Source organism: Polymorphospora sp. A560 (genome assembly GCF_045781765.1).
GTDB lineage: Bacteria > Actinomycetota > Actinomycetes > Mycobacteriales > Micromonosporaceae > Polymorphospora > Polymorphospora lycopeni.
In genome coordinates, this window is record NZ_CP122282.1 from 5,161,981 (window position 1) to 5,180,568 (window position 18,588).

The 18,588-nt window shown below is 73.4% G+C and carries 15 protein-coding genes and 1 pseudogene; 9 read left to right on the forward strand and 7 right to left on the reverse strand.

Features of this window, described 5'->3' with window-relative positions:
- Positions 1 to 37: 37 nt before the first annotated feature.
- Positions 38 to 721, reverse strand: a complete 684-nt coding sequence (locus QCD66_RS22895; RefSeq protein WP_375733092.1) for an MOSC domain-containing protein — start codon at positions 719 to 721, stop codon at positions 38 to 40.
- Between the two features lie 144 nt (positions 722 to 865).
- Positions 866 to 1,507 (reverse strand): hypothetical protein, encoded by a 642-nt coding sequence (locus QCD66_RS22900; protein ID WP_375733091.1) that lies wholly within the window; start codon positions 1,505 to 1,507, stop codon positions 866 to 868.
- Positions 1,508 to 1,858: 351 nt separating this feature from the next.
- On the opposite strand from QCD66_RS22900, the gene QCD66_RS22905 reads away from it, so the two are divergent.
- Entirely contained in the window at positions 1,859 to 3,025 is a 1,167-nt protein-coding gene (locus QCD66_RS22905; protein WP_375733090.1) for a peptidoglycan recognition family protein, read from the forward strand.
- A 78-nt stretch (positions 3,026 to 3,103) separates the two neighbouring features.
- On the opposite strand, the gene QCD66_RS22910 is transcribed toward QCD66_RS22905, so the two are convergent.
- The gene (locus QCD66_RS22910; RefSeq protein ID WP_375733089.1) at positions 3,104 to 3,742 is read right to left on the reverse strand and encodes a hypothetical protein; all 639 of its coding nucleotides are present in this window, start codon (positions 3,740 to 3,742) and stop codon (positions 3,104 to 3,106) included.
- Between the two features lie 95 nt (positions 3,743 to 3,837).
- On the reverse strand, positions 3,838 to 5,052 hold the full coding sequence (locus tag QCD66_RS22915) for a PEP/pyruvate-binding domain-containing protein (RefSeq protein WP_375733088.1): 1,215 nt from the start codon (positions 5,050 to 5,052) through the stop codon (positions 3,838 to 3,840).
- Positions 5,053 to 5,109: 57 nt separating this feature from the next.
- Here QCD66_RS22915 and QCD66_RS22920 point away from each other — a divergent pair, with 57 nt between their 5' ends.
- Entirely contained in the window at positions 5,110 to 5,502 is a 393-nt protein-coding gene (locus QCD66_RS22920) for a DNA-binding protein (RefSeq protein ID WP_364212448.1), read from the forward strand.
- Positions 5,499 to 6,155: a transcriptional regulator gene (locus tag QCD66_RS22925; RefSeq protein WP_375733087.1), complete on the forward strand. Its 657-nt coding sequence runs from the start codon at positions 5,499 to 5,501 to the stop codon at positions 6,153 to 6,155. The genes QCD66_RS22920 and QCD66_RS22925 overlap by 4 nt, the downstream gene beginning before the upstream one ends.
- Here QCD66_RS22925 and QCD66_RS22930 read toward each other — a convergent pair.
- On the reverse strand, positions 6,152 to 11,608 hold the full coding sequence (locus QCD66_RS22930) for a carboxyl transferase domain-containing protein (RefSeq protein WP_375733086.1): 5,457 nt from the start codon (positions 11,606 to 11,608) through the stop codon (positions 6,152 to 6,154). The genes QCD66_RS22925 and QCD66_RS22930 overlap by 4 nt on opposite strands.
- A gap of 154 nt (positions 11,609 to 11,762) precedes the next feature.
- Here QCD66_RS22930 and QCD66_RS22935 point away from each other — a divergent pair.
- Positions 11,763 to 12,086: pseudogene (locus tag QCD66_RS22935) on the forward strand (alpha/beta fold hydrolase); the annotation flags it as partial.
- Positions 12,087 to 12,333: 247 nt separating this feature from the next.
- Positions 12,334 to 12,741: an alpha/beta hydrolase gene (locus QCD66_RS22940; RefSeq protein ID WP_375733085.1), complete on the forward strand. Its 408-nt coding sequence runs from the start codon at positions 12,334 to 12,336 to the stop codon at positions 12,739 to 12,741.
- Between the two features lie 49 nt (positions 12,742 to 12,790).
- Here QCD66_RS22940 and QCD66_RS22945 read toward each other — a convergent pair whose 3' ends face one another.
- A complete protein-coding gene (locus QCD66_RS22945; RefSeq protein WP_375733084.1) occupies positions 12,791 to 13,471 on the reverse strand; it encodes a hypothetical protein in 681 nt (226 codons plus the stop codon).
- A gap of 57 nt (positions 13,472 to 13,528) precedes the next feature.
- Between QCD66_RS22945 and QCD66_RS22950 the strand changes: the two genes are divergently transcribed.
- From QCD66_RS22950 to QCD66_RS22965, 4 genes are all read left to right on the forward strand, one after another.
- Positions 13,529 to 14,317, forward strand: coding sequence for a helix-turn-helix domain-containing protein (locus QCD66_RS22950; RefSeq protein WP_375733083.1), 789 nt, complete (start codon positions 13,529 to 13,531; stop codon positions 14,315 to 14,317).
- A gap of 189 nt (positions 14,318 to 14,506) precedes the next feature.
- Positions 14,507 to 15,691, forward strand: a complete 1,185-nt coding sequence (locus QCD66_RS22955) for a macrolide family glycosyltransferase (RefSeq protein WP_375733082.1) — start codon at positions 14,507 to 14,509, stop codon at positions 15,689 to 15,691.
- A 205-nt stretch (positions 15,692 to 15,896) separates the two neighbouring features.
- Positions 15,897 to 16,463: a hypothetical protein gene (locus QCD66_RS22960; RefSeq protein ID WP_375733081.1), complete on the forward strand. Its 567-nt coding sequence runs from the start codon at positions 15,897 to 15,899 to the stop codon at positions 16,461 to 16,463.
- Between the two features lie 58 nt (positions 16,464 to 16,521).
- Positions 16,522 to 17,298: a DinB family protein gene (locus tag QCD66_RS22965; RefSeq protein ID WP_364212475.1), complete on the forward strand. Its 777-nt coding sequence runs from the start codon at positions 16,522 to 16,524 to the stop codon at positions 17,296 to 17,298.
- Here the strand turns inward: QCD66_RS22965 and QCD66_RS22970 are convergent.
- Positions 17,293 to 18,480, reverse strand: a complete 1,188-nt coding sequence (locus QCD66_RS22970; RefSeq protein WP_375733080.1) for a Cmx/CmrA family chloramphenicol efflux MFS transporter — start codon at positions 18,478 to 18,480, stop codon at positions 17,293 to 17,295. The genes QCD66_RS22965 and QCD66_RS22970 overlap by 6 nt on opposite strands.
- Positions 18,481 to 18,588: the final 108 nt, after the last annotated feature.

The window sequence follows — 18,588 nt, forward strand, 5'->3', positions numbered from 1 at the left end:
TCCCCGGCGGCAGCCGCACTCCGTCGGCGCTCGTGGATCAGTCGAGCCAGCGGGCGCGGTCCCCGACACCGACCTGGCCGGGCGCCTCGACCGCCGCGTACACGCCGAGGGCGTTGCCCAGCTCACGGGCGACCCAGCGCAGGACGGCACGGTCGTGCGGAACGGTCGGCGTCTCCTTGGTGATCATCACACACCGGTCGCACGGCTCGGTGAAGCGCAGGCGCAGCGTCCCGATCGCCATCACGCGACCGATCCACCCGTGTTCGGGGTAACCGGTCGCGCCGTCGTCCGGCACCTCGTCCAGCACCAGGTTGGGCCGGAACCGGGAGACGTCGACCGCGCTGTCCGGCAGCGCCGAGGCGAGGGTGCGCAGCGTGGTCGTGGTCATCACGTGCAGTGCGCCCTCGGGCCGGTGCGGCCCGTGCTCGACCAGGGTGACGTCGGCGCCGACCGCGGTGCTGAGCCGGCCGCCGGCGTCCGGCGCGTCGGAACGGAACCGTTCGCCGTCGGGCAGGATCAGTTCGGCCACGCCCGACCCGACGGTGACCGCCCGCACCCGCATGAGTGCCGGCAGCGCCCCCGCCCAGGTGACCTCGTCCCGCTCGTCGCGGACGGCGATGCGCCGGTCACCGTCGATCCCGGACGCGCCGACGCCGGCCACGGTCAGTGGTTCCCCGCCCACCGACTTCACCGGATACCGCCACAACTGGTCGACCCGCATCCGCCGCTCCCTCCCGTCCCGGCGTCGCGACCGTAGCCGGTCGCCGCCGCAAGCTTCCTACGGGTGGGCGGCTTCGGGCCAGGGGCGGGCGGGAATCACGTACGGCGGTCGGCGCCCGGACCGGTCCGGGGTCGTGCCGGCCGGTCACCCACCGGCGGGCGCGGGCCCGTTGTCGACCAGCCGGAAGCCGTCCGCCGGTGGCGCGTCACCCAACTCCTCCAGGATCAGGCCGTGCTGCGCCGAGCCCCGCAGGAGCGCCCCACGGTTGCTGATCTGGAACGTCGGCGTGTCACCACCACCGGTGGTGGTGATCTCGAACTGCTGGCCCGGCTCGTTCTGCTTGCAGGCGGCTCCCTCGACCGAGAGCGGCTGGGTGTTGCGCGGGTTGCGTACCTGCCAGCAGACCGCCTCACCCGGCCCGGAGCCGTGGCTGCTGCCGTAGTACGCCTTGATCAGGTACAGCCCGCCGTCCAGCGGGGTCGGCACGAACAACTGCCGTCCGCTGTCGCCGACGGCCTCGGTCAGGCGTCCCTCGTCGCTCAGCGACACACCCGACTCGAACGCGTCGACCCGCACGATCGTGACCTGACGGGTGCCGGACAGGACGGCCGGGGTGGCGGTCGCCGCCGGTGTGGACGGTGACGTGGAGGTCTCCGCCGGAGCGGCGGCGGTGGAGGTCGGGGCCGGCGTACCCGAGGCGTCCGGGGTCGTACCCGCGCCACAGCCCCCCGCCGCCGCGGCCAGCACCATCAGCCCCGCACCAGCGAGCCATCTGTTCACCGACATGCTCAAGCTCCTCTCCCCATCGCGCCCGGCCGGTCCCGGCCGTCGCGCCCGCGCCGACATCGACCGACATACCCGTGCGGCGCGAAGGCATGCCGCCCGGTCACGATCACGTCGGATGCGCCCGGCGATGCTACCCAACGCGACGCGAGCCGCTGGTAGCGTGAGTCCACAGAAGAAATCGCCGCATCGGCGGCGAACATCCTGATTCGCGGCCACGGGCTCCGGGTACAGCGGGCGTGCGTCATGCGGTACGCCCGGTCCGATCAGTATCGCCACCGCACAACCTGTGAGGCGAGCGTCCGTCCTGGATGGACGGCCGTTCGGCGGGAACTATCGGGGAGGTTCGGCACGGTGTTGTCACGACGTTCTCTTCTGGCCGGCGCGACCGGTCTGGGGGCCACCGCGTTGGTCGGTATGGCCGGCACGGGTGCCCGCGCGGCCGAGCCGGCCGCGCGACCACGGCGCATCCCCCGTACGCTCGCGCGAAAGCGCACGGGAATCGCGAGCCGGACACGTACGGACGCGGCGGAGTTCACCCTGACCCACCTGTCGGTCGCCACGACGGCGGCGGCCGCGGTCCGCCTGCGGGACCGGTCCGGCTGGGGCGACTGGCTGCCGCTCGACTCGTGCGCGGCGGGCCACGACGACCGGTCGCCGACCGCGGTACGGCGCGGGCTGCTCGTCGCACCCGACGTCACCGGATACGAGGTGCAGACCAGCGACGGCAGCCCGGCGACCGTCACCGAACTGAACACGGTCGACGGGCCGGCCGGGCCGGTCGCCGCCGCCGCGACCGACCGGATGCCGCCGGAGACGGGCCGCCGGGGCCGGGGAGCGCGGGGCCGGCGGCGGGACTGCCTGGTGCCGGCGTACCTGTCGCGGGCGGCGTGGGGTGCCGACGAGTCGCTGCGCTTCGACGCCGGGGGCAACGAACTGTGGGTGCCGGCCTACTATCCGGTGCAGACGCTGACGGTGCACCACACCGGGGTGTACGAGCACAACGACGACCCCGATCCGGCCGCGACCGTCCGCGCGATCTACCACACCGACACGGTCTCCGACGGGTACGGCGACGTCGGCTACCACCTGCTGGTCGACGAGGCCGGCCGGGTCTACGAGGGGCGGGTGTCCGGCGCCGACGGGCTGCCCGTCTTCGGCCCGGACCCGTCCCCCGACGGCAGGCCGCAGATGTCCAACGGGGCGCACGTCGGGCAGTTCAACGCCGGCAACGTCGGCGTGGCACTGCTGGGCCGCTTCACCGCCCGGCAGCCCACCCCGGCGGCCCGCGACTCGCTGGTGAAGGTGCTGGCCCTGCTGTCGTACGTCTGCGAACTGGACGCCGCCGGCCGTACCCGGTACGTCAATCCGGTCAACAACCTCGCCGGCGTGACCGACGTGATCTCCGGGCACCGCGACTGGGCGGCACTCGGCGCCGGTGCCACCGAGTGCCCGGGTGACGCCTTCCATCCGGCGCTCGCCTCCGTACGCCGCGACGTCGCCGACCTGCTCGGCCGGTGACCCGGCGCTGACGTGCTCCGCCGGTCACCCGGCGCCGACCGGTGGCCCACGGTCGGCAGGGCGGGCGGGCCGCCCGGCTCACGCCGGCGCCGGCCTCGCCCGCCGGGAGCCCGACCAGCGCCGCCGGCACGACAGGACCACGATGATCAGGATGATGGACGGCAGCGGAAGCGGGTGCCCGAGGACGAGGGCGACCGTCAACTCGGCGAGTCCACCCAGGACGGTGGCGACGAAGATCCACGCCGGCCCGGTCGACGCGCCGGGCCGGCGGCCGCCGCGGACCGTACCCCATGGTTTGCGCACCGACAGCCAGCCCTGGAACGCGATCGCGCCGGCCATCAGCGCGGTCCCGACGACCAGCGCCGGCGTGGGACCGGCGGTGAGCGAGGTCGTCAGCGCCGGTGACAGCACGAAGATGCCGAGATACACCTGGACCATGCTGATGGTGAACTTGGTCAGCACCCACCAGTGGACGAAGAAACCCCAGGGGGTGGCGGCCGCGAGGACGATGCCGGTGCAGGCCGACACCCCGGCCATCGGGGCGAGCAGCCGGCCGTCGATCCGGTGCGCCATGGACGTCGCGGCGTCGCGGACCGCGACGTCGTCCGCCGCGAGACCGACCGCGAGCAGCACGCACAGGGTCATGGCCTGCGCCATCCAGCCGACCGAGGTCAGGGTGTGCAGCCAGACGGTTAGTTGACGCCAGCGTTTCACCACGGGTCCGATCGTCACAGCCGGCGTGCCGGACGGCCATCGGAGGAAACCCGGGAATGGGCCCCGGGGTTCCCCCGGATGCGGTCCCGCCGGGGCGGTCACGGCCGTACGGTGCCGGTGGCCCCGTCGACGGTGACGGTCGCCCCGTCCGGCAGCCGGTCCATCGCTCCGGGCACCCCGAGCACGGCGGGGATGCCCTGTTCGCGGGCGACGATCGCCGCGTGGGACAGTGCCCCGCCGGTCTCGGTCACGACGGCGGCCACGATCCGGAGCAGGGGTGTCCAGGCCGGGTCGGTGAAACGGCAGACGAGGATGTCGCCGGGGCGTACCCGCCCGAAGTCGCCGGGCCCGCGGACGATCCGGGCCGGGCCGGTGGCCGTACCCCGGCTGCCGGGCGTGCCGGCCAGCGAGCCGGTCGGTGCCGGGGCGGCCGGTGGCGCGGGAGGTGGCGTGGCGGTCACCGGGCGCGCCTGGAGCAGCCAGATCCGGTCCCCGACGGCCGCCCACTCGATGTCCTGCGCGCCGCCGAGCAGCGCGGCCACGGTACGGCCGAGGCGGGCGAGCCGTACGGCGGCCGCGTCGTCGAGGACCGGCCGGTTCCGGGCGCCGGCCGGGACCTCGCGTACGGCGACCCGGCCCTCGTGCCGGTCGAGGCGGATCCGCTTGTCGGCGACGGATCGGGCGACGGTGTCCCGCGCGTCCACCCGGTACGTGTCCGGTGTGACGCGGCCTTCGACGATGCTCGGGCCGAGCCCCCACGACGCCTCGATCACGGTCGGGCCGGGGTGCGCGGGATCGGGGGTGAACATGACACCCGACGCCCCCGCGTCCAGGTGCCGCTGGACGATCACCGCCATCTCCGGGACGGCGGTGTCGTCGGTGGACCGGTAGGCGGCGGCGCGCGGCGACCACAGTGACGCCCAGCAGGCGCGTACGGCGTCCGTCACGGCCGGCGCACCGCGCACGGCGAGGAAGCTGTCGTGCCGGCCGGCCGCGGATGCCGTGGCCGTGTCCTCGTTCGTGGCCGACGACCGCACCGCCACCGGCGGGTGGCCGAGGGTGGCGAGCGCGTGGGCCAGCAGGTCGGGGAGGCGGGGCGGCATCGGCGTGGCCGCCACGGCCCGCCGGGCGGCGGCGAAGCCCTGCCCGGCGGCGAGCCGCGCGAGGTCGAGGTCGCGGGTGGCGGCACGGTAGGCCGCGCGGGGCACGACGACGCCGGGCGGCACCGGCAGGCCGGCGCGGATGAGCGCGCCGAGCGTGCCCGCCTTGCCGCCGCAGGTGTCGACCGTCGCGTCCGCGAGGGGTACGAGCATCTCCCACCTCCTCAACACAATGTTGACAACAGAACGTTGATGATGCAGGGTCACGGCATGCCACGCAAGCAGGACACCGGAGACGCCGCCCGCGCCGACCAGCGCCAGGCCCAACGCGAGCGGGAGGCCCGCGACCGCCTCCTCGACCTCGGCGCGGACGCCCTCGCACCGCGCCCGTGGCGTCCCCCACCCGTGCCGGCGTCCGCGGTCGATCTCGCGCAGTTCGCCCTCTGGCGGTCGTCGGACCTCTCCCGGGAGGGCATCCTGGCCGCGCTCGCCCTCCTGCCCGCCGCGCGGGCCGAGGTCGACGAACTCGAGGCCGGTCTGCTGTTCGCGGCCCGCACCGCGGGCCTGACCTGGGCCGAGATGGCCGAGCCGATGGGGCTCGGCTCACCCCAGGCGTGCCAGCAGCGATACGACCGCCTCACGACCCGGCGGGACGCGAGGTGACCAGGGGCTCGGCACCGGACCTGCTCGTCCTGCACGCGGTGCGGCTCAAGGGCTTCGCGGACACCCGGGCACTCGCCGACCGGTTCGGGCTCGACCCACGCACGACCGAGGAGTCGCTGCGCGACCACGAGGCACACGGCCGGGTCACGCACACCGGCTTCGCCGGCACGTACGGCTGGTCACTCACCGAGGCGGGGCGCGCCGAGAACGAACGCCGGCTCGCGGCCGAACTCGCGCACACCGGCGGAGCGGAGGCCGTACGCCGGGTGCACCGCGACTTCCTCCCCCTGAACGGCCTCCTGCGCCGCGCCTGCACCGACTGGCAACTGCGCCCGACGCCGGACGATCCGCTCGCCGCCAACGACCACACCGACCCGGAGTGGGACGCCGGCGTCCTCCACGAACTCGCCATCGTGGACCGCGCGCTCACCGCCGTCGTCGACCGGCTCGGGGTGATCCTCGCCCGGTTCCACGGCTACGACACGCGCTTCTCCGCCGCACTGACCCGCGCCCGCGCCGGCGAGGTGGCCTGGGTCGACCGGACCGACGTCGACTCCTGCCACCGGGTGTGGTTCGAACTGCACGAGGACCTCCTTGCCACGCTCGGAATCGACCGTGGCAAGGAGGCTGACGCTGTCTCCCGCCTCCGCTAGCGCAGGCGGGTCTCGATGGCCTCGATGATGCGGGGCCGGAGCTCGGCGGCGCGGATGACGGCGTCGACCGAGCCGACCTCGACCGCGCGCCGGATGTCGTGCACGCGGTCGAACTCCGTGGCCACCTCGCCGAGCTTCTCGGCCCGGACCGACGACCGGAGTTCGTCGAGTTCCGCGGTCAACGCGGCCCGGTCGGCGCCGGAGGCGGCCGCGGCCCGGGCCTCCAGATCCCGTACGCGCGGGTCGGCCGCGGTGCGCGCGTTGACGTCGCCGGCGAACACCACCGCGGCTGCGGGGGCGCCGCCGAGCACCGAGGCGAACGAGCCCTCCAGCGCCAGCACGGTCATGTTCGGGTTCAGCGCCTTCGAGAACACCACGAACGCGCCGCCGTGGTACCGCGAGATCACGCAGAACACGATGGGCCCACGGAAGTTCACGATCGCGCGCCCGATCTCGGCGCCGTACTCGAGCTGGAGCTTGCGCATCGACTCCGGTGAGCCGTCGAAGCCGGACAGGTTCGCCAGCACCACCAGTGGCCGGTTGCCGCTGGCCGCGTTGATCGCCCGCGCGGCCTTCTTCGACGACTGCGGGAAGAGGGTGCCGGCGGTGTAGGTGTCCGGGCCGTCGGTGGGCGGGAAGCCGCGTCGCGGCACCGCGCGGGACTCGATGCCGAGCAGGCACACCGGCATGCCGCCGAGGTGCACGTCCTGCACCACCGCCGTGTCCGCGTCGGCCATGCCCGCCCAGCGTTCCAGCACCGGGTGGTCCTGGTCGGACAGGGCCCGCATCACCGTACGGATGTCGAACGGCTTCTTGCGGTCCGGGTTGGCCGCGGCGGAGAAGATCTCGCCGACGGTGGTGAAGTCGCTGCCGTCCACGGTGTGCGGGAAGTCGGAGACGTCGCGGTCGACGGGGTCGGTGGTCACCGACCGGCGCGGCGCCGTCTCGCCGGGTGCGACGTACGTGTGGTCGTAGTACGACATCAGCAGGTCGCGCGCGGCGCCGAGGTTCGGCGCCCAGTACTGCGCCTGCCCGTTGGGACCCATCACCCGGTCGTAGCCGCCGATGCCGAAGTTGTCCTCGGCCGACACCCCGCCGGAGAAGTCGAGCGACTGCTTGCCGGTGAGCACCATCGCCGAGTCCGGCGTCATCACCAGGATGCCCCGGGTGTGCATCAGCATCGTCGCCTCGGCGTTCCAGTACGGCTGGGCGCCGACGGTGATCCCGGCGACCACGATGTTGATCTCGCCGCCGTCCTGGGTGAACTCGACGATCCGCTTGAGCGCCGCGGCCACCCAGTCCATGTTCTCGGTGCCCGACTCCATGGAGATCCGCGCGCCGGCGGACAGCGCGTACCACTCCAGCGGCACCCGCATCCGCTCGGCCAGGTCGAGCGCGGCGATCACCCGGCGGCACTCCGGTTCGGACAGCGCGCCGAGCGACTTCGTCGGGTCGCCGAGCAGCACGACCCGGGTGACACCCTGCGGGTGCCGCTGCGTCCGGGTGGTGACGACGCCGGCGACGATGGCCGCGGTGTTGCGGCCCTTCGGCCGGTCGACCGGCACCAGCGCGTGGTCGTCGTCGAGGTCGTGCTCGACGAAGTCGCCGAGCAGGCCGGTCAGCTCGTACGGGTAGACCGCGTTGCGACTGCTGGCCCGCAGCACCTTCTGCCGGTAGCCGTCGAGCGGCTCGACCGGTTCGTCCGACGGCTCGCCGACGGTCAGGCTGATGCCGCCGGTGGCGTGGAAGGAGATCCGCATCGCGATCGGGACCAGCTCACCGGTCTGCGGGTCGCGCTGCCGCGCGATGAACTCGATCTCCTCCAGCCCGGCGCCGGCGGTCGTCGGCAGCACCCGCCCGGCGATCATCTCCAGCTCGGCGCGGGTGAGGTCGCTCGGCGGCCAGACGTAGAGGACGATGCGGTTGGTGTTGAAGCGGTTCTTCGACGGCCGTCGCGCCTGGGCGCGGCGGATCGAGTCGAGGCAGGTGGCGATGGTGTCCTCGGCCGTGGGCAGGGCGACCAGCCGACCGTCGTGCTCGCGCAGCTCGGTCAGGTCGCGTACCTGGGCGAACGCGACCAGCCGGTCGTCGGACGGGTTGCCGCGCGCCACGCACTGGAAGAGGTAGACCTCCTCGTCGGAGGACGGCAGCCGGGTGAGGTCGAACTTGCTCAGCCGCTCCATCCGCATCCGCTGCGCGATGTAGGGGTGCAGGCCGCGGATCAGCCGTTCCTCGGCCATCCCGGTGGTCGAGGGGCGGAACGTGAAGTGCTGGTGCATCACGGTGCCGCTGCGGCCGGCGACGGCGACGGTGAGCCGGCGGACCTGTTCGGGCAGCGGGTGTGCGCTGACGACGTCGTGCAGCGTGCCCGCCATCGCCTCGGAGTCCGTGGGCTGGTTCTCCCAGGCGAGGTAGATGTCGGCGTCGATGGCGTCCTCGCCCCCCGCCAGTTCGGCGAGCCCGTGCAGCGCGCTGCCGAGCGCCTCGTAGCTCACCGCCGCGGAGACCACGGACGAGCCGGCGCGTTCGGCGACCACGAACGCGCAGCCGGCGACCTGCCTGGTGCGGACGCTGGTGAGCCCCTTGTTGCCGTAGTAGCGCCGGGTCAGCACCTCCAGCATGACCGAGTTGTCCAGGTCGGCGCGGGCGAGCCGCTGGCCGAGCAGCCGGACCAGCGGCTCGGTGCTGCGTACCATCTCGGCGACGCGTTCGGCCCGGTCGGCCGAGTCCGGGTGGGCGTCGAGGTGGCGCAGGTGCCGGCGGACGCCGGCGTAGACGAGGGCGCGGTTGCGGCGCAGCAGCGGCTGGCCGAACCAGGCGAAGACCACGCCGCGGGCCAGGTCGGCGACCACCGGGAAGCGCACCTGGGTCGCGGCGACCAGCCGCTCCAGCGCGAGACCGGCCGGCTCGCGCAGCGTCTCGTCCGGCGGCGGCTCGCGCAGCCAGGCGCGTAGCAGCGTCGCCACGACGGTGGCGTCGGCGGCCGCGCGCTGCTGGGCGAGGAAGATCCGGAAGACCGCGGCTTCGAGGTCCGGGCAGCGCTCCAGTTCGGCGACGCCGTAGTGCCCGAGCGCCTTGGCGAGCTTGGTCTGGAACGTCTCCGGCACCCCGGCCCGTTCGACGTCGAGGCTCTGCAGGTAGGTGTGGAAGTATTCGCGGGCGCTGTGCACGTGGCTGTCGCCGCCGTCCTCGCCCGCCGGCCGGTTACGGCTCAGCTCGGCGAGGTCGGCGAAGACGTCGAGGAGTTCGAGTTCCTCGGCCAGCGGCCGGTGGCCGTCGTCGGTGGCCGCCCGGCGCGCGACGAGGTAGTCGTCGAGCACCCGGCGGTCGTCGTGCGGGTCGACGTCGAAGCCGAGCAGCAGGCTGCGCAGGTCTTCCCGGCCCCGGCCGGCGCGCTCGCGGGCCGGGATCCGCTCGGGGGTGGCGGGCAGATCGAGTTCGACGGACCCGGTGGTCGAGGTCTCCTCGGCCTCGGCGTCGGCGATCGGCTCCAGGCGCAGCAGTGGGGCGCCGGTCTCCACCTGGCTGCCCACGGAGACGACACATTCCTTCAGCCGTGCCTTGAACGGCGCCCGCAGCACCGTCTCCATCTTCATGCTCTCCAGCACCAGCACCGGTGCGCCCGCCTCGACCTCCGCCCCGACCTCCAGCGGCGTGGCGACGACCAGCGCGGGCATGGACGAGCGGATGACGCCACCCTCGTCGCGGCTGACCCGGTGCGTGACGCCGTCAACCTCGACCAGGTGGACCGGCCCGTAGGTGCTGGTGAGCAGGCGGTAGCGGGTGCCGTTGACGACGGTCTGGCCGGTGTGCCGGTCGAAGCGGTCGAGTTCGACGTCGGCGGTGCGGACGTCGTCGCCGGCCTCGATGCCGACCCGGAACCGGTGCGCGCCGATCCGGGCGACGCGTACCCGGTATCCGGCGCCGCGCAGCTTGAGGTCCAGGGGGCGGCCGCTGGAGTGCCGCACCTGTGGGCGTCCGCCGAAGGCGGTGGACAGCAGCCGCTGCCGCTCGACGCGTTCCTCCTCCTCGTACGCCTCGATGGCGGCGGCGGCCAGCGCGACGGCGGAGTGCCGGTGCGAGACGAGCCGGCCCTCGCCGCGTACCCGGTCGATCCAGCCGGTGTCGGCGCTGGCGTCGATCACCTCGGGCTGGTCGAGCAGGTCGAGCACGAAGCTCTTGTTCGTCGCGCCGCCCTCGATGATCACCGTGGTCTGTGCCATCGCGCGCCGTAGCCGGCCGAGTGCCTCGTCGCGGTCGTGGCCGTACGCGATGATCTTCGCGATCATCGAGTCGAAGTCGCCGGGGATGGTGTCGCCCTCGCTGACCCCGGTGTCGACGCGGATGCCGGGTCCGGCGGGCAGGTCGAGCCGGGCGATGCGGCCCGGGGAGGGCGCGAAGTCGCGGTCGGGGTCCTCGGCGTTGAGCCGGGCCTCGATGGCGTGCCCCCGCTCCACCGGCGGCCGGCCTTCGAGGCGACCGCCGGACGCCACCCGCAGTTGCGCCTTGACCAGGTCGAACCCGGTGGTGGCCTCGGTGATCGGGTGCTCGACCTGCAGCCGGGTGTTGACCTCGAGGAAGGCGAACAGCCGGTCGCCGGGGTGGTAGAGGAACTCGACGGTCGCCGCGCCGCGGTAACCGACCGCGACGGCCAGCCGTTCGGCGGACGCCTTGAGTTCGGCGGTCTGCTCCGGGCCGAGCACCGGTGACGCCGACTCCTCGATGACCTTCTGGTTGCGCCGCTGTACGGAGCAGTCACGGACGCCGAGCGCCCAGGCGGTGCCCTGGCCGTCGGCGATGACCTGGACCTCGACGTGCCGGGCGCCGGTGACCAGCCGTTCCAGGAACACCACGCCGCTGCCGAACGCGCGGGCGGCCTCCTGGCTGGTGCGCTCGTAGGCGTCGGCGAGTTCGGCCGCGTTGTTGATCACGCGGATGCCGCGCCCGCCGCCGCCCGCGGTCGCCTTCAGCATCAGCGGGTAGCCGATGTCGGCCGCCGCCGCCAGGGCGGCCTCCACGCTCTCGACCGCGCCACGGCTCCAGGGGGCGACCGGTACGCCGACCTCCTCGGCGATCAGCTTCGCGCCGATCTTGTCGCCGAGCTTGCGCATGGCGTCCGGGCTCGGCCCGACGAAGGTGACCCCGACCCGCTCGCACAGCTCGGCGAACGCCGGGTCCTCCGCGACGAAGCCCCAGCCGACCCAGGCGGCGTCGGCGCCGGTCTCGACCAGGGCGCGCTCCAGGACCTTCAGGTCCAGGTACGGGCGCGCGGACGCGGGGCCGAGGTCGTAGGCGATGTCGGCCTCGCGTACGAAGGTTGCGGTGCGGTCGACGTCGGTGTGCAGGGCTACTGTCTCGATCCGGGTCCCGGTCTCCGCGGCCAGCTCGCGGACGGCGTGGATGAGGCGCATCGCGGCCTCACCACGGTTGACGATGGCGACGCGGTTGAACACCCGAGCGAGCCCTTCTGTAGACCGACGATGTGCGTGCCGCGACTCTGCGGCCCCCGGCAGTGTTTCACCCTTCCGTCTACGAGCTGGCAGCGCCATGTCGCAAACACTGCACACTTCTCAGCTTCCGTTGTAGGAAACATCCAAAGGTCGGCACGTGGCCACCCGATCGCTGGACAGGGCGGTCGACGTCGACACCCTCAGCGTGGTCGAGGACATGGACGCCGTACGCCGCTCGCTCGGCGAGCGCACGATCAGCTACTTCGGCCTGTCCTACAGCACCCTGATCGGCCAGCAGTACGCCGAGCGGCACGGCGACCACGTCCGCGCCATGGTCCTCGACAGCGTCATGGACCACAGCCTGGGCACCCGGCGGTTCGTCGAGACCGAGGCCGCCGCCGAGGACTCGTTCCGGGAGTTCGTCTCCTGGTGCGACCGCACCGGATCCTGCGCGCTGCACGGGCGAGACGTGGTCCGGGTGTGGAACGACCTGCTGCGGCGGGCCGACCGCGGCGAAGTCGCCGACCCGCGCACACCCGGCACGCCGGTCACCGCGCAGGCGCTGCGCGACCGGGCCTTCGCCGAACTCTACGGCCCCACCTGGGCGGTGCTCGCCGAGTTCCTGTCGGTGCTGGACGCGTCCTCCGTCGCCCCGCCCCCCCGCCGACGAGCCGTACCTGAAACCGCACCTGTTCCCGGCGGTGTTCTGCCTGGACTGGAGCCTCCCGGTGCGCGACCACCGCGAGTTCGCCGCCCTGACCCGGCGGGCCGAACGGACCGCACCCCACATGAAGGGCTCGCCGCTGGCCCGCGACGCCGTGGCCGCCTGCGTCGGCCGCTCCGCGGACACGGTGAACCCGCAGCACCGGCTACGGATCACCAAGGCGCCGAAGATCCTGCTGCTCAACGCGCGGCACGACCCGTCGACCGCCTACGAGTGGGCGGTCAACGTCCACCGGCAGTCCCGCACTGCCACGGTTCTGCTGACGTACGAGGGCTGGGGCCACGGCGTCTACGACCGGAGCGACTGCACCCGCAACGCCACCGACGCCTACCTGATCGACCTGACCGTGCCCCGCGACGGGACCCGCTGCGCCGCCGTCGAACCGGTCGTCACCCCGATGTCCGCGCGGTGAGCCGGCCGGCGCCGGACCCGACCGTGGTCGGGTCCGGCGCCGGGAAAGGTCAGGAGACGTACGTCCGCCCGCCCAGTTCCCGCCAGCCGAGCACGCCGTACCAGATCATGACCGGCAGGTGCAGGACGTAGCCGACCTGCTCCAGCATCGGCGACGGGCCGGCTGTTCCGGTGGTCCACGGCAGGGCGACCGCGGCGAGACCCGACAGCGCGGCGACCACGCCGGCACGGCGGAGTCCGGCGGGCAACGTGGTGAAGAACGTGGCGGACGCGAGGGCTGCGACCCAGAGCAGCCCGGCCAGGTTGACCATCCACTTGGCGACGAGCATCACCGCCCTGGTCACGGTGATCGCCGCCGGGTCGGCGGGGTCGGCGGCGAGCTGGGTCAACGCCAGGTTTCCGGCGTCGTGCAGCAGTCCCGCCAGCCCCGCGGCGGCCAGCAGCCCGGCGGGCAGCAGCGCGAGGTGCGGGCCGGTCACCCGCGCGCGGGCGGCCATCAGGAGGCCGGCCCCGGTCAGCGCGAGCCAGCCGATCACGTCGAGGCCCAACTCGAGCAGGTGCAGCCCGGGACGGGCGTTCACCGCGGCGAGCGTGGCGGCCGGGTCGGCCGGATTCAGGGTCAGTCCGGATGGCACGACGATGACGGCGGCGGCGACCATGGTGGTCAGCGAGGTCAACAGCAGGAGACCGGTCAGTCGTACGGCCGGTGCACTGTGGTGGGTGGACGTCATGGCCGCCGACGCTAGAACCCTGACGTAGGGCGAAGGTCAAGCCGCGAGGAGGACGACGTGTGGCGCATCGGGCAGTTGGCGACCATGACGGGGGTTTCCGACCGCACCCTGCGTCATTACGACAGCATCGGATTGCTGGTGCCGGCAGCCGTGGACCGGGCCACGGGTTACCGGTGGTACGGCGTGCCGGAGCTGGCCCGGCTGGAGCGCATCCGCGGACTGCGCCGCCTCGGCCTGTCGCTGCGCCAGATCACCGACCTGCTGGACGCGCCCGACGACCGGCTCCGGCAGGCGCTGACCGAGACGGTGGACGCCCTGCGCCGGGACATCGCCAGCCTGACCGAGACCATGGCCGCCGCCGAGGACCGGCTCGCCGCCGACACCCCGATCCTGCCCCGGCGGTCCCGGGTGGCCGCCCGCCGCCTGAACGTCCGCCGTCTGCGGGTCGGCCACCCGGCCGAGCTGGCGGCCCTTTGCGCCACCTCTGCGACGGTCCTGTTGACCTGGCTGACCGGGCATCCGGCCGGCGGCTTCGCCGCGGCCGTGGCAACCGGTCGCGGGGGTGAGAGTCTCACCCTGCCCGGTCGGGACGTGGTACGCGTCGTCGTGCCGCCCGGGCACGGCGTGGTCCGCGCCGGGCAGGACCTCTTCGACTGGCTGCACCGCAACCGTCTGGCGGTCACCGGCCCCACGCTCGAGGAACGGCTGGTCGACGCCGACGGCGCCAGCGCCACCGTCCTGGAGGTGCCGGTGCGGCCCGTGGCCGAACCCGGCATCGACGCACGCGACGGGGACACCGGCGCCGGGACCGGTTACCGACTTGTTGGACCGGGTCGGGCCCACTAGCATTCCGCGCATGATCATTCAGTTCATGCGCCTGCGTTCCGCCTGAGGCGGCGCGCCGTGCCGGTCGTCCATCGACCGGCTTTCGGCCGGCCCGGCTGAACCCCCGCCCACGCGCGGGAGGCCCGGGTCGGTCCACGTCGTGTCGCCGCCGGACGGCATCTTTCCTCCGACTCGACAGGACTTCTTCACATGCGTAAAACAGCTCATGTCGCCATGGTCGGCAGCACCACGCCCAGCCACGTCTACCCGTCCCTGGGCCTGATCCGGGAACTGGTCGACCGCGGGCACCGGGTCACGTACGCGGTCGGCGAACCACTCACCGGCCTGGTCACGCCGACCGGGGCGGAGCCGGTCGCCCACCCGTCGATCCTGCCGCAGGGCGACACCGCCTGGCCGGAAGACCCCGGTACGGCGATGCGGGTGTTCCTCGACGAGGGCATCGCCGTGCTACCGCGCCTGACCGCCCGCTACGACACCGACCGTCCGGACCTCGTGCTCTACGACATCGGCGGGCTGCCCGGACCGCTGCTGGGCGCCCGCTACGGCGTACCGGCGGTGCAACTGTCGCCCGCGATGGTCGCCTGGGACGGCTACGAGGAGGACATGGCGGAGTTCATCACCGCCCTGGCCGCCTCGGAGTCCGGACGGGACTACTACGCCACGTTCGACAGGTGGCTGGCCGACAACGGCATCCACCAGGACGCGCGGACGTTCCTGAACCATCCGGCACACGTGCTGGCGCTCATCCCCCGGGTGATGCAGCCGAACGCCGACCGGGTGCCGGAGCACCGGGTACGGTTCGTCGGTCCGTGCCTCGACCCGGCCCGGCTCGCCGAACCCGGCTGGGCGCCGCCGGACAGCGGGCGCCGGGTCCTGCTGGTCTCCTTCGGCACGGCCTACAACGACCAGTTGCCGGTCTACCGGGCCTGCCTGGACGGGTTCGCCGACTCGCCGTGGCACGTGGTCATGGCCATCGGCGACAAGGTCGACCCGGCCGACCTGGGGCCGCTGCCGGACAACGTCGAGGCGCACCGCCGCGTACCGCAGCTGGCGGTCCTGGCCCACGCGTCGGCCTTCGTCACCCACGCCGGCATGGGCGGCTGCACCGAGGCACTCTGGTTCGGCGTACCCACGGTCGCGATCCCGCAGGCGGTGGACCAGTTCGCCAACGCCGACCGGCTGGTCGAGGCCGGGGTCGGCCGGCGGCTGCCGGCCGAGGAGGTCACCGCGCGGACGCTGCGCGCGGCGGTCGACGCGGTCGCCGACGACCCGCGGCTGCGGCACCGCCTGGCCGAGATCCGGGCCGAGGTACGGACGAACGGCGGGCTGCGGCACGCGGCGGACGCGGTGGAGGCGTTTCTTCCCGGGCGCTGAGCACGGTGCGGGGGCCGCCGGGAGGTGGCGGGAGGTCCGGGGCGTCCACAGCGCCGCCGGCACCGCCGACCAGAGCCGCTGCCGGCGGCCCGCGTTCCGCTGCCAGATCAACGACACCCGACCACGATGCATCGAACAACCTCTATGCTCGCCGTTACCTCGACCGCGCGGCCACGCGTGTCGGCGCGCGAACGGAGAGATGGCCATGGCCGCTGATCGCACCCTGCCCACGCTCCACTTCCACCGTCTGCGAACGGTGCTCCTCGCACTCGGTCTCGCGCTCGGCCTCGCCGCACCCACGCTGGTGGCGACTCCCGCGTCGGCCCAGCCGACCACGCAGGCCCGCGACCCCCTGTGCTGGGCCGACGGATTCAGCGAACCGCCGGGCATCGGCCGGCCGCTCGCACTCACCTGGTCACGCATCGGCAACCGGTCCAACGGCGGCTACACCTACCGCTACTGGATGGTGCAGGAGGTGAGCGCCACATCGAACCTTTACTACCAGCGCAGCCTGGTGGCCAGGTGCTCCGGCGACTCGCTGGTCTCCACCACGACGATCACCGCGACCGACGGGACCGGCACCCAGGCATGCACCAGTCCCGGTGACATCCACCTACCGGTGGGGAGCACCGAGCGGTTCGTCGGCCAGCGCGTCGCGTACGTGCGGTCGTCCCTCGTCTTCACCTACACGTTCCGGTACTGGCACCGGGAGGCGCTGTCGATCGCCACCCTCCAGTGGTTCTACCAGTCCAGCGGCGTCGTCATGTGCTGACCCACGCGGCGGGGCGAACCGCCACACCGACGAGCGCGAACGTCGCTAGTGTCGCGGCATGGTGGAATTCATCGGCGATGATCTCAGGGGTTCGCGGTTCGAGCGGGTGAACCTCAGCGGTGCGCGGTTCCGCGCCAGTGACCTGAGCGGTGCGAGCCTGCGCGGCGTGGCGATGACCGGCGTGGTGATGCGCGGCGTCGAACTGGTCGACGTCGACATCTACGGCGAGATCGCGAACCTGACGGTCAACGGCGTCGACGTCGGGCCGCTGATCGACGCCGAACTGGACCGGCGGTACCCGGACCGGGCCAAGATGCGCCCGGCCACGGCCGCCGGCTTCCGGCAGGCGTGGGACACCGTCGAGCGGCTCTGGGCCGGCACCGTCGCACGGGCCCGACGTCTCGACCCCGACCTGTTGCACGAGTCCGTCGACGGCGAGTGGTCCTTCGTCGAAACCCTGCGCCACCTCGTGTTCGCCACCGACGCGTGGGTCAGGAGGGCCATTCTCGGCGATCCGGCACCGTGGGATCCGTTGGGCCTGCCGTGGGACGAGATGCCGGAGACGGCGGGAATCCCCAGGGACCGGGCCGCACGCCCCTCGCTGGACAGCGTCCTCGACCTGCGCCGCGACCGGATGTCAACCGTCCGCGAGGTCGTCGACGGCCTCACCGACGAGACGCTCGGCGGCCACACCCGGCCGGTGGTGGCACCGGGGTGGCCGCCGCCGGACAGTTTTCCGGTGCGGGAATGCCTGCTGATCGTCCTCAACGAGGAATGGGAACACCGCCTCTACGCCGAACGGGACCTCGCCGTGCTCGAGGCGCGCGACTCATAGTGCGTCGTCGCGGCGGACTTCGCCGGTGCCGCGCCCGACGACGTGGCGGAACCGGAGCGCGAGGACGAGCGCGAGCGCGACCAGGATGGCGCTGGCCCACACCGGTCCCGATCGGCCGGCACCGGCGGTGAGCGTCGCCGCCGCGATCGCGGGCCCGGCGGCGGCTCCCACGTTGAGGGCGGCGGTGGCATAGGAACCGGCCATCGTCGGGGCTCCGGTGGCCTCGTAGAGCACCCGGGTGATCAGGGTGCTGCCGACCGCGAACGACAGCGCTCCCTGGGTGAACGCGAGGCCCAGCAGGGCCGCCGGTACGTCGGCGGTGAGGCCGAGTGCGATCCAGCCGCCGAGCAGGAGCGGGCCGCCGCCGGCGACCACGGCACCGGGGTGCCGGTCGGCGAACCGGCCGGCGACCGTGACACCGGCGAAGCAGCCCAGACCGAACAGGGCCAGCACGGTCGAGATCCACAGTGGCCCCAGCCCGGCGACGTCGGTGACGATCGGGGCCAGGAAGGCGAAGGTGGCGAAGGTGGCGGCGTTGACCAGCGCGCCGAGCAGCAGGACCACGATCAGTCGTGGTCGCCGCAGCCGCGCCAGTTCGTGCCGCAGGAACGGGCCACCCGGGTCGCCGGCGCGGCCGGGGCCGGCGGGGATGCCGCGCACCACCGCGAGCGCGGCGGGCAGCCCCAGCAGGGCGACGGCCCAGAACGTCGCCCGCCAGCCGTGGAGCGCACCCAGCAGTGCCCCACCCGGTACGCCGACGACGGTGGCGACGGTCGTACCGGCGAGCAGGATCGACAGGGCACGTCCCTTGCGGTCGGCGGGGACGAGGTCGGCGGCGGCGGTGAGCGCGACCGCGAGGAAGCCGGCGTTCGCGAACGCCGCCACGACGCGGGTGACGAACAGGACCGGAAAGCTGTCGGTGAGCGCGCCGACGACGTGCGCGGCAAGGAACACGCCCAGGAATCCCAGGAGGCTGATCCGGCGCGGCCACGTACGGGCCAGGGCGGCCATGAGCGGCGCACCGACGATCATGCCGACGGCGAAGGCGGATGTCAGCAGTCCGGCGGTGGCGACGGATATGCCGAGGTCGGTGGCGATGTCCGGCACCAGGCCGGCGAGCATGAACTCCGAGGTGCCCATGGCGAACACGGCCACGGCAAGCAGGTAGAGCGGCAGAGGCATCGAGTACTCCGAGGTGACGAGAGCTGGTGGGACGTCATCTCGGTCACCGCGTCGGCAGGGCCCGGCCCCGAACGCCACCCGCCGGTGCGGTCCGCGCCGGCAGGTCGA

Bases quoted from the DNA above. Each gene is read 5' to 3' on its own strand.
- QCD66_RS22960 (WP_375733081.1), top strand. From the start codon at position 15,897: ATGGCCGCTGATCGCACCCTGCCCACGCTCCACTTCCACCGTCTGCGA.
- QCD66_RS22915 (WP_375733088.1), bottom strand. From the start codon at position 5,052: ATGCTCGTACCCCTCGCGGACGCGACGGTCGACACCTGCGGCGGCAAG.
- QCD66_RS22920 (WP_364212448.1), top strand. From the start codon at position 5,110: ATGCCACGCAAGCAGGACACCGGAGACGCCGCCCGCGCCGACCAGCGC.
- QCD66_RS22900 (WP_375733091.1), bottom strand. From the start codon at position 1,507: ATGTCGGTGAACAGATGGCTCGCTGGTGCGGGGCTGATGGTGCTGGCC.
- QCD66_RS22895 (WP_375733092.1), bottom strand. From the start codon at position 721: ATGCGGGTCGACCAGTTGTGGCGGTATCCGGTGAAGTCGGTGGGCGGG.
- QCD66_RS22970 (WP_375733080.1), bottom strand. From the start codon at position 18,480: ATGCCTCTGCCGCTCTACCTGCTTGCCGTGGCCGTGTTCGCCATGGGC.
- QCD66_RS22955 (WP_375733082.1), top strand. From the start codon at position 14,507: ATGCGTAAAACAGCTCATGTCGCCATGGTCGGCAGCACCACGCCCAGC.
- QCD66_RS22965 (WP_364212475.1), top strand. From the start codon at position 16,522: ATGGTGGAATTCATCGGCGATGATCTCAGGGGTTCGCGGTTCGAGCGG.
- QCD66_RS22945 (WP_375733084.1), bottom strand. From the start codon at position 13,471: ATGACGTCCACCCACCACAGTGCACCGGCCGTACGACTGACCGGTCTC.